The sequence below is a fragment of the Microbacterium sp. genome (assembly GCF_043427715.1).
Lineage (GTDB): Bacteria > Actinomycetota > Actinomycetes > Actinomycetales > Microbacteriaceae > Microbacterium.
The window spans coordinates 44,559-53,027 of sequence record NZ_JBHWTD010000106.1 but is presented as its reverse complement, the minus strand read 5'-3'; the positions used below and the strand labels follow the sequence as shown (position 1 = coordinate 53,027).

Here is an 8,469-nt window from a genome sequence, read left to right as displayed (position 1 = left end):
AACGAGATCACCGACGACGAACTCACCGAAACCCAGCGACTCCTGAACATCAGACCGCGTCGCACCCTCGGCTACCGGAAACCAGCTGACATGATCAACGAACTGATCAACGGTGTTGCGCTGACAACCTGAAACCGCCCCGCACCGCTGAGGCGTTCAGCCAACTGCGCTGACAACTCCCTCTCTTGAGATGATCGGGCTGTGAAGATCCGCGCGGCGGCAATCGGGGCAGCAGTCGTGGCCCTGGCCGGTCTTGCCGGCCTGGCGCTCTGGTTCCTGCGCGGTGGGCCGAGGCTCCCGCCCGAGACGGACGCGATCATCGAGCGGGTGTCGGCGAGCGACCTGTCGCATGTCGTCGCCGGCGAGGCAGGGTATGCCGACTCGAGCGGCGTGCGCATCTGGTACGAGAGCATCCCTGCCGAGGCGCCCGAGAAGGGCGTGGTGCTGCTCAACATCTCGATGGCCGGGAACTCCCTGTTCGGCCGCCCGGCTTCATCCGAAGCCTCCGGCAGGCGGGGTATCGGGTGATCCGCTACGACCAGCGCGGCACCGGCGCCTCGGACTGGATGCCCGCGTGGCGCCGTGCGCACCCGTACGCGCTGGTCGACATGGCCGCCGATGCGACCGCGGCGCTCGACGCGCTGCGTGTCGAGCGGGCGCACGTCATCGGGCTCTCCCTCGGCGGATTCGTCGCCCAGGAGATCGCGATCGGCCATCCCGGCCGCGTGGCGTCCCTCACCCTGATGTCGACGGCCGCCGACCCCACCGACACGAGCCTCCCCGGGCCGCGGTTCGGCCGCATGCTGCGCGCCGGGCTCGCTGGCATCCCGCTGCTGCGATACCGCCTGCTCGGTGGCGAGAGGAACCTCGTCAAAGAGGTCGTGGCGAAGACCATCATCGGGATCGGCTACGAGAACCTCGACATCGAGGAGACCGCCGAACTCGTGCTCTACGACCTCCGCTACCGGCGCGGCATCAACTTCCGGGCCATCGGCCAGCACCAGGCCGCGGTGGCCGCCACCCGCTCCCGATACGAACTGCTTGGTGGTCTCCGGGTTCCCACCCTGGTCATCCACGGCACCGCTGACGACTTCCTCCCGATCGAGCATGCACGAAAGCTCGTCGAGCTGATCCCCGGCGCCCGGTCCCTCTGGCTCAAAGGGGTGGGGCACCTGTTCCCGTACCCCGATATGCCTGCGGTCACGCAGACGATCGTGTCGCATCTCGACGGCGCACGCTAGGCCGTGTTGAACCGACGCGAGACTAGCTGAGAAGAGGTGGGAACTGGGGTGGGCCGTCACACATGACGACTCACCCCATTCCTTAGCCGAGGATGTCGCGCCGTGCCAGTGCCGCGGTTCCGATCGCGACCAGCAGCGCGGAGCCGCCCCACAGCAGGACGAGGCCGGGCCAGTCGAATCCGTTGGTCGTGGATCCCCCTCCGGGGTCACGGTGAGCCGGGAAGTCTGGTCGGCAGCGGTCGCGCGACCGCTCCGGCACACCGAACAGACGGAGAAGCGGTGACACACACCGTCGTCGCCCTGGGCGACCATCTCGATTCCCTACGCCAGCTGACCCCGCACCGCGGCGTGATCGACTCCGACGAGGACCTGGAGCCACGCGGCGGCGTGCGTGGGCTGGTCGTCGGGGTGGACCTGACGGGCGCCCGGTCTGCACGAGAGGTGCGGGCGGAACTGAAGCGACAGGTGACCCGGTGGGCCGAAGCGGCGCGCCGGTATCCCGGAGCGATCCACCTGCTGATCGCCTACCAGATCCCTCGGGGCCTGGACCCGAGCCGCGTTCAGGGAGCCGCCGACGGTGCCGCCCTGCGGGCGCACGCGATGCTGGAGCGCAGCGCCGCCCGCTACGTCGATGTGACCCTGCTCGATGTGACCGAGTGCGACGACACGACGGTTCTGGCGGATCGGATCATGGAGCGGATCAGTGGCCGGGCCGGTGCTTACTCGGCGGCGGCGCTGACGTGGGCGGATATCCGCGGCACTTCGATCGCGCGTGCCACAATGGCCGACTACTACTGACCAGCCTCTCACCCGCGACAAGGCCTCCGGGGTTCAGCCGATGATGGGGCGTTCCTCGGGGAGGGTGTAGAGCAGGTTCCGTTGCCGTAGCGCCAGGGCGGCGGCCAAGCCGATGGGGCCGATGCGGCCGGCGAGCATGAGCAGGCTGAGCACGTACTTCCCGAACGGCTCGAGCTCGGCGGACAGGCCGACCGAGAGTCCGCAGGTCGCGAACGCGGAGATCACCTCGAACAGGATCCGGTCCAGCGGCGCGGTGCTGACGGTCATCACCAGCCCGGTGGCGACGAGCACCAGGGTGGCGCCGAGGAAGGTGACGCTGATCGCGAGGCGGAGCGAGCCGTCGGGGATGTGGCGTCCTGCCGCGATGACGTGCCGGTCGCCGCGTGCTTCGGCGATGATGCCGAGGAACAGCACCGCGAGGGTGGCGACCTTGATGCCGCCGGCGGTGGACGCCGAGCCGCCGCCGACGAACATCAGCGCGTCGGAGACGAGCAAGGTGATCGGGGTGGACTCGTTCGTGTCGGTGAGCGCGAACCCGCCAGAGCGCATCATGACCGAGGCGAACAGCGCGTGGAACGCTTTCTCGGCGGGGTTCAGGTGGCCGATGGTGCGGTCGTTACCCCACTCGAGCAGACCCCACGCGAGCGCGCCGACCGCGAGCAGGATGGTGGTCGTGGTGAGGGTGAGTTTGGTGTGCAGGCTCCACTTGCGCCGGTGCCACTTGTGGATGATGAGAGTGAGGAACACTGGAAATCCGAAGCTGCCGACGAACACTCCGATCATGATCGGGACCAGGATCCACAGGTCGCCGTCGAACGGGGCGAGCCCGCCTTCGTGGATGGAGAACCCGGCGTTGTTGAACGCCGAGATGCCATAGAACAGGGCATTCCACAGCCCCTCCCACCAGTGTTCCTCGATCATCACGAACCGGGGGACTAGCGCGAGGACCAGGATCGCTTCGATGGTCAGGGTCGTGACCACGACGATGCGCAGCAGTTGCCCGACCTCGCCGAGCTTGGAGGCGCCGCCGATGCTCTGCTGCGCGAACAGCTTCCCTCGCACCCCGAGGTGGCGGGTGACGGCCCTCATCAGCAGCAGCGCGATCGTCACGATCCCCAGCCCGCCGGCCTGGATCGCGAGCAGGATCACGACCTGCCCGAAGAAGGACCACTGTGTGGCGGTATCGACACTGGTCAGCCCGGTGACGGTGACGGCGGAGGTGGCGGTGAACACGGCATCCTGCAGCGGCGCGGCGCGCCCATCTGCAGAGGAGACCGGCAGCGTGAGCAGGCCGGAGAACAGCACGGCGGCGAGAAAAAAGATCAGCACCGCCATCCGCGACGGCGACCGCTTCGCCAGGTCGCGGAGATAGCGACCCGGCCGCAGCACCGTCTCGGGCAACCATCGCATACCGCGGTCTCGCGCCACCGGGGTCTCCTCATCAGATCAGACGACCCGAGGGTCGCCGCCGACCAGGCTTCCCGGCACTCCGGCGACAAGCATAGTTCGGCTGATCCGAACCCCCTCCATGCCGCGGGGTTTTGGACCGCCGAGGATGTTCTGAAGACCTGCCAGGGCACCTCCATGCGGCCTCTTGTAGGCTGGGGGAGGCGCGTCGGGAAGCCTGGTCGACACCGTCCTTCGTCGACCCGATCGGAACCGCCTATGACCTCTCCCGACCCTGCCCGGAACACTCCCGCGAGTGCGCAGTTCCCTCTCCGCGGCAGCTACGCCGAAGCGCTGCGCATCGGCACACTGCTACGCAAGGAGACCGTCGGCGGCGGGCTTCTCGTGCTCATGGCCGCGATCGGCATCCTGTGGGCCAACTCGCCCTGGGCAGAGGCCTACTTCACCCTCCGCGACCTCGAGGTCGGCTACGAGCCGTGGCATCTGCAGCTCAGTCTGGGCGCGTGGGCCGCCGACGGGCTGCTGGCGATCTTCTTCTTCCTCATCGGCCTCGAGCTCAAACGCGAGTTCGTCGCCGGCGACCTGCGCCGCTTCAGCACCGCGATCGTCCCGGTCGTCGCCGCGGCCGGCGGCGTGATCATCCCCGCCCTGGTCTACGTGGCCATCGTCGCCCAGACTCCCGGTCTCCTGCGCGGATGGGCGATACCGACCGCGACCGACATCGCGTTCGCGGTCGCCGTTCTCGCGCTCATCGGCTCTCACTTGCCGGGCCCGCTGCGGATCTTCCTGCTCACCCTCGCCGTCGTCGACGATCTCATCGCGATCAGCATCATCGCGATCTTCTACACCGAGACGATCGCCATCGTGCCGCTGCTGATGGGCCTGCTCACGATCGCCGTGTACGCCGTACTCGCGCAGCGGTACCGGCAGTTCTTCCACCTCAAGCCCGCCGCCGCATGGCTGATCCTGCTGCCCATCGGCGTGGTCGCGTGGGCATTCGTCCACGCCTCCGGCATCCACGCCACCATCGCCGGCGTGCTGCTCGGCTTCACCATCCCCGTCATTCACCGCCGCCGCGACCAGGTGCCCGACACCGAACCAGGTCTCGCGGAGGAGTTCGAGCACCGTTTCCGCCCGCTCTCCGCCGGGTTCGCCGTACCGGTGTTCGCATTCTTCTCCGCAGGGGTCGCCATCGGCGGGGCGGAGGGCTTCCTCTCCGCGCTCACCGACCCGGTGACCATCGGGATCATCGCCGCACTGGTCGTCGGGAAGCCGGTCGGCATCGTCCTGGCGACCTGGCTGACCACCCGAGTCCGCGGCATCCGACTTGACCCCTCGCTGAGGTGGGTCGACATCACCGGCGTCGGCCTGCTCGCCGGGATCGGGTTCACGGTGTCGCTCCTGGTCACCGAACTCAGCTTCACCGCGACCGACCCGCACCACGACCACGCCAAGGTCGCGATCCTGCTCGCCTCCGTCGTCGCGGCCGTGATCGCCTCGGCCCTGCTCGCCAGCCGGAACCGCCGCTACCGCAAGATCGCCCAGAACGACGCGGAAGACACCGACAACGACGGCATCCCTGACGTCTACGATCGGCCGTAACTCGAGTGCGCCGAGCGACTTGAGAAGCTCCCCGGGGTCATCGGCGAGGGTCGCGCGTATACGCCCCATCACCCGTGTGGGGTGCGGTGGCGCGGACTGTGAGCACGGTGTCGTCCTCCTGACCTGGTCTCCTAGCGGATGTCCGGGGGCGACGTGTCGGGTATTCCGATCAGGGGTTGAGCGGCGGCGTGGTGTCTTCGGCCGTTATCGCGGCCGCGGTGTTGGGTCTGTCGATGTGGAGGCGGTAGCCCATGCCTGCTTCGGTGATGAGGTAGCGCGGGTGGGAGGGTTCGGGCTCGAGCTTCTTGCGCAGTTGAGACACGTAGAGGCGGAGGTAGCCGGTGTCGGTGGCGTGCTCGGTGCCCCAGATGCTGGTGAGCAGGGTTTGCCTGGTGACGAGGTTGCCGGTGTTGCGGATGAGGATCTCGATGACCTGCCATTCGGTCGGGGTCAGGCGGATCGGCGCGTCGTGTCCGTCACGGGTCCGTGTGGCGCTTCGGGCGGCGAGGTCGATGACGATGTCGCCGAGGTGGACAGCGGGGTTGCTGTCGTGTGGGGAGAGGCGGCGGGTGAGGGCTCGGATGCGGGCGAGGAGTTCTTCGACGGAGAAGGGTTTAGTGACGTAGTCGTCGGCGCCCGCGTCGAGGGCGTCCACTTTGTCGGCGGCGCCGGTGCGGCCGGAGACGACGAGGATGGGGGATTCTGACCAGCCGCGGATGCCGTGGATGACGTCGATGCCGTCGAGTTCGGGCATGCCGAGGTCGAGGAGGTAGATGTCGGGCTTGTGGTCGATAGCGGCGCTGATGGCTTCGGCGCCGTTGGTCGCGGTGATGATTTCGTACCCTTTGGCGGTCAGGGTGATGCGAAGGGCTCGGAGGATCTGAGGGTCGTCGTCGGCGATCAGGATCTTCATGACGGGGTGTCCTCTGGCTGGGCTGTGGTGCTGTTGTGGGTGGGGAGAGCGACGACCATGGTGAGTCCGCCGCCGGGCGTGTCTTCGGGGGTGAGGGTGCCGCCCATGCCCTCGACGAACCCTTTGGAGAGCGCGAGGCCGAGGCCGAGGCCGCTGGTGTTGTCGGTGTCGCCGAGGCGTTGGAAGGGAACGAAGACGTCGTCGATGCGGTCGGGTGGGATTCCAGGGCCGTGGTCGATGACGCGGATCTCGACGATGTCGTCTAAGGAGCTGGTGGTGATCCGGACCTTGGAGTCGTCTGGGGAGTGGCGCGTGGCGTTGGCGAGGAGGTTGACGACGACGCGTTGCAGCAGGCCTGGGTCGGCGGAGACTAGGGGGATCTCGGGGTTGAGGTCCAGCTCGAGCTCGTCGGGTCCGAGGCCGAGCTCATCGAGCGCGGGGACGATGACGTCGGCGGCGTCGACGTGGGTGGGGAGGATGGCGAGGACCCCGGCTTGAAGACGGCTGACGTCGAGAAGGTCGGTGACGAGGACGGAGAGGGTGGTGAGGCTTTCGCCGGCGGTGGTGACCAACTCAGCCATATCGGCAGGGGTGAGGGAGTCTCCGGCGGCTTGGAGGCCGCTGACGGCGGCGGTCGCGGCGGCTAGTGGCCGGCGGAGGTCGTGGCTGAGTGCGGACAGTAGGGCAGTGCGAATCTTGTCGGAGGCGGCGAGTGGGGCGATGCCGCTGGCAGTCTCGGTGAGCTCACGGTGTTCGAGCGCGACGGCGATTTGCGCGGCGACGACGGTCAGGAGGCGTTGTTCGCGGGCTGGGAGGTCAGGGCCGTGCAGTTCGAGCACGGTGCGTTTGCTTACTGGGACGGTCGAGTATCGGCCGTCGGCGAGGGGTTCGCCGGATGTTACCAGCACCGTGTCCCCTTCGCGCAGTCGCACGCCAGCCAAGGCGAACGCTTCGCGGGTGCGCTCCACGAGCGCCTCGATGGCGTTCTGTCCTCGCAGGACACTTCCGGCGATGGTTTGGATGAGTTCGGATTCGGCGGCAGCGCGACGTGCGACGCGTGTCTGTCGAGCTGCGCGGTCGACGATGAAGCTGACCAGCACTGCGATGGTGACGTACAGGGTGAGTGCAAGAAGATGGAGGGGATCGTCGATGGTGACGGTGTAGAACGGTTCGATGAAGAAGAAGTCCAGGGTGAGCCCGGACAGCACGGCAGCGAACAGGGCGGGCCAGATCCCTCCGACGAGAGCGACGATGACGACGAGCAGCTGGTAGCTGAGCACATCGCTGGTGATGGACTCGGGGCTGCGGAAGGTCGCGAGCAGCCAGGTGAGAGCGGGGCCGCCGATCAGGGCGAGGATCATCCCGGCGATGCGGCGTTTCATGGTCAGCGCGCCGCCGCTGCGGGGCAGGGCGAGGCGTCCGCCGGCGGCGGAGTGGGTGACGATGTGCACGTCGATGTCGCCGGACTCGCGGATGACCGTGGCACCGATACCGGGGCCGGTGAGCGCCGCGCTGAGCCGGCTGCGGCGGCTGACGCCGATCACGAGTTGTGTCGCGTTGAGGGACCGGGCGAACTCGACGAGCGAGTGGGGGATGTCGTCCCCGATGACCTGGTGATACGTACCGCCGAGCTTGTCAACGAGGGAGCGTTGCGCCGCTAACGCGGTGGGGCTGGAGGTGCGCAGTCCGTCCTGGCTGGTCACGTGCACCGCGATCAGCTCTCCGCCGGCGGAGCGGGCGGCGATACGGGCGCCGCGGCGGAGAAGGGTTTCACCTTCGGGTCCGCCGGTCAGGGCGACCACCACGCGTTCCCGGGCCTCCCATTGGCTGTCAATACCGTGCTCGTTGCGGTAGCTTTTCAGCGCCTGATCGACCTCGTCGGCGAGCCACAGCAGTGCGAGTTCGCGCAGCGCGGTCAGGTTACCGAGCCGGAAGTAGTTGGACAGGGCGGCGTCGATGCGTTCGGCGGGGTAGACGACGCCGCTTGCGAGGCGGTCTCGCAGGGCCTGCGGGGCGAGGTCGATGACTTCGACCTGGTCGGCTTCGCGGAGGATGCGGTCGGGGATGGTCTCTCGTTGGGGTACTCGGGTGATCTTTTCGACGACGTCGTTGAGAGATTCGATGTGTTGGATGTTGACGGTGGAGATGACGTCGATGCCTGCGTCCAGCAGTTCGTGGACGTCTTGCCACCGCTTTTCGTTGCGGGATCCGGGAGCGTTGGTGTGGGCGAGCTCATCAACGAGAGCGACAGCCGGGTTGCGTGCGAGGGTGGCGTCGATGTCCATCTCGGTGAGCTCGACGCCACGGTGGGAGACGACGCGGCGGGGGAGGATCTCCAAGCCTTCGGTCATCGCGGACGTGGCGGCGCGCCCGTGGGTTTCCACGACCGCGACGACCACGTCTTTGCCTTCGCTGAGAAGGCGTCTGCCCTCCTCGAGCATGGTGTAGGTCTTGCCGACGCCGGGGGCGGCGCCGAGGAGTACGCGAAGCCGCCCCCGTGTGCTCATC

Annotated in this window: 8 protein-coding genes; 4 read left to right on the top strand and 4 right to left on the bottom strand. The window is 67.8% G+C overall.

Translation table 11 applies throughout. The features are described 5' to 3' along the window. Positions 1–201: 201 nt before the first annotated feature. Positions 202–528: a hypothetical protein gene (locus ACHFGS_RS11290; RefSeq protein ID WP_077049447.1), complete on the top strand. Its 327-nt coding sequence runs from the start codon at positions 202–204 to the stop codon at positions 526–528. After that, positions 525–1,241, top strand: coding sequence for an alpha/beta fold hydrolase (locus ACHFGS_RS11285; protein WP_077049446.1), 717 nt, complete (start codon positions 525–527; stop codon positions 1,239–1,241). The genes ACHFGS_RS11290 and ACHFGS_RS11285 overlap by 4 nt, the downstream gene beginning before the upstream one ends. 82 nt (positions 1,242–1,323) lie before the next feature. Here the strand turns inward: ACHFGS_RS11285 and ACHFGS_RS11280 are convergent, their stop codons facing one another. After that, entirely contained in the window at positions 1,324–1,527 is a 204-nt protein-coding gene (locus ACHFGS_RS11280) for a hypothetical protein (RefSeq protein ID WP_394289475.1), read from the bottom strand. Between ACHFGS_RS11280 and ACHFGS_RS11275 the strand changes: the two genes are divergently transcribed. Beyond that, on the top strand, positions 1,521–2,039 hold the full coding sequence (locus ACHFGS_RS11275; protein WP_077049442.1) for a hypothetical protein: 519 nt from the start codon (positions 1,521–1,523) through the stop codon (positions 2,037–2,039). The two genes, ACHFGS_RS11280 and ACHFGS_RS11275, sit on opposite strands and share 7 nt — an antisense overlap. Before the next feature lie 33 nt (positions 2,040–2,072). Here ACHFGS_RS11275 and ACHFGS_RS11270 read toward each other — a convergent pair whose 3' ends face one another. Continuing rightward, positions 2,073–3,449, bottom strand: coding sequence for a TrkH family potassium uptake protein (locus ACHFGS_RS11270; RefSeq protein ID WP_083734896.1), 1,377 nt, complete (start codon positions 3,447–3,449; stop codon positions 2,073–2,075). A gap of 255 nt (positions 3,450–3,704) precedes the next feature. Between ACHFGS_RS11270 and nhaA the strand changes: the two genes are divergently transcribed. Further along, on the top strand, positions 3,705–5,048 hold the full coding sequence (gene nhaA, locus ACHFGS_RS11265) for a Na+/H+ antiporter NhaA (RefSeq protein WP_077049440.1): 1,344 nt from the start codon (positions 3,705–3,707) through the stop codon (positions 5,046–5,048). 169 nt (positions 5,049–5,217) lie between these two features. Here nhaA and ACHFGS_RS11260 read toward each other — a convergent pair whose 3' ends face one another. Both ACHFGS_RS11260 and ACHFGS_RS11255 read right to left on the bottom strand, forming a co-directional pair. After that, on the bottom strand, positions 5,218–5,961 hold the full coding sequence (locus ACHFGS_RS11260) for a response regulator transcription factor (RefSeq protein ID WP_077049439.1): 744 nt from the start codon (positions 5,959–5,961) through the stop codon (positions 5,218–5,220). Beyond that, entirely contained in the window at positions 5,958–8,468 is a 2,511-nt protein-coding gene (locus tag ACHFGS_RS11255; RefSeq protein WP_077049438.1) for a sensor histidine kinase KdpD, read from the bottom strand. Before ACHFGS_RS11255 ends, ACHFGS_RS11260 begins: the two co-directional genes overlap by 4 nt. Between the last annotated feature and the right edge of the window lies 1 nt (position 8,469).

What these genes read in the sequence shown, in the direction of transcription:
- ACHFGS_RS11270 (WP_083734896.1), bottom strand. Translation starts at nt 3,449, where the DNA reads ATGCGATGGTTGCCCGAGACGGTGCTGCGGCCGGGTCGCTATCTCCGC.
- nhaA (WP_077049440.1), top strand. Translation starts at nt 3,705, where the DNA reads ATGACCTCTCCCGACCCTGCCCGGAACACTCCCGCGAGTGCGCAGTTC.
- ACHFGS_RS11260 (WP_077049439.1), bottom strand. Translation starts at nt 5,961, where the DNA reads ATGAAGATCCTGATCGCCGACGACGACCCTCAGATCCTCCGAGCCCTT.
- ACHFGS_RS11255 (WP_077049438.1), bottom strand. Translation starts at nt 8,468, where the DNA reads ATGAGCACACGGGGGCGGCTTCGCGTACTCCTCGGCGCCGCCCCCGGC.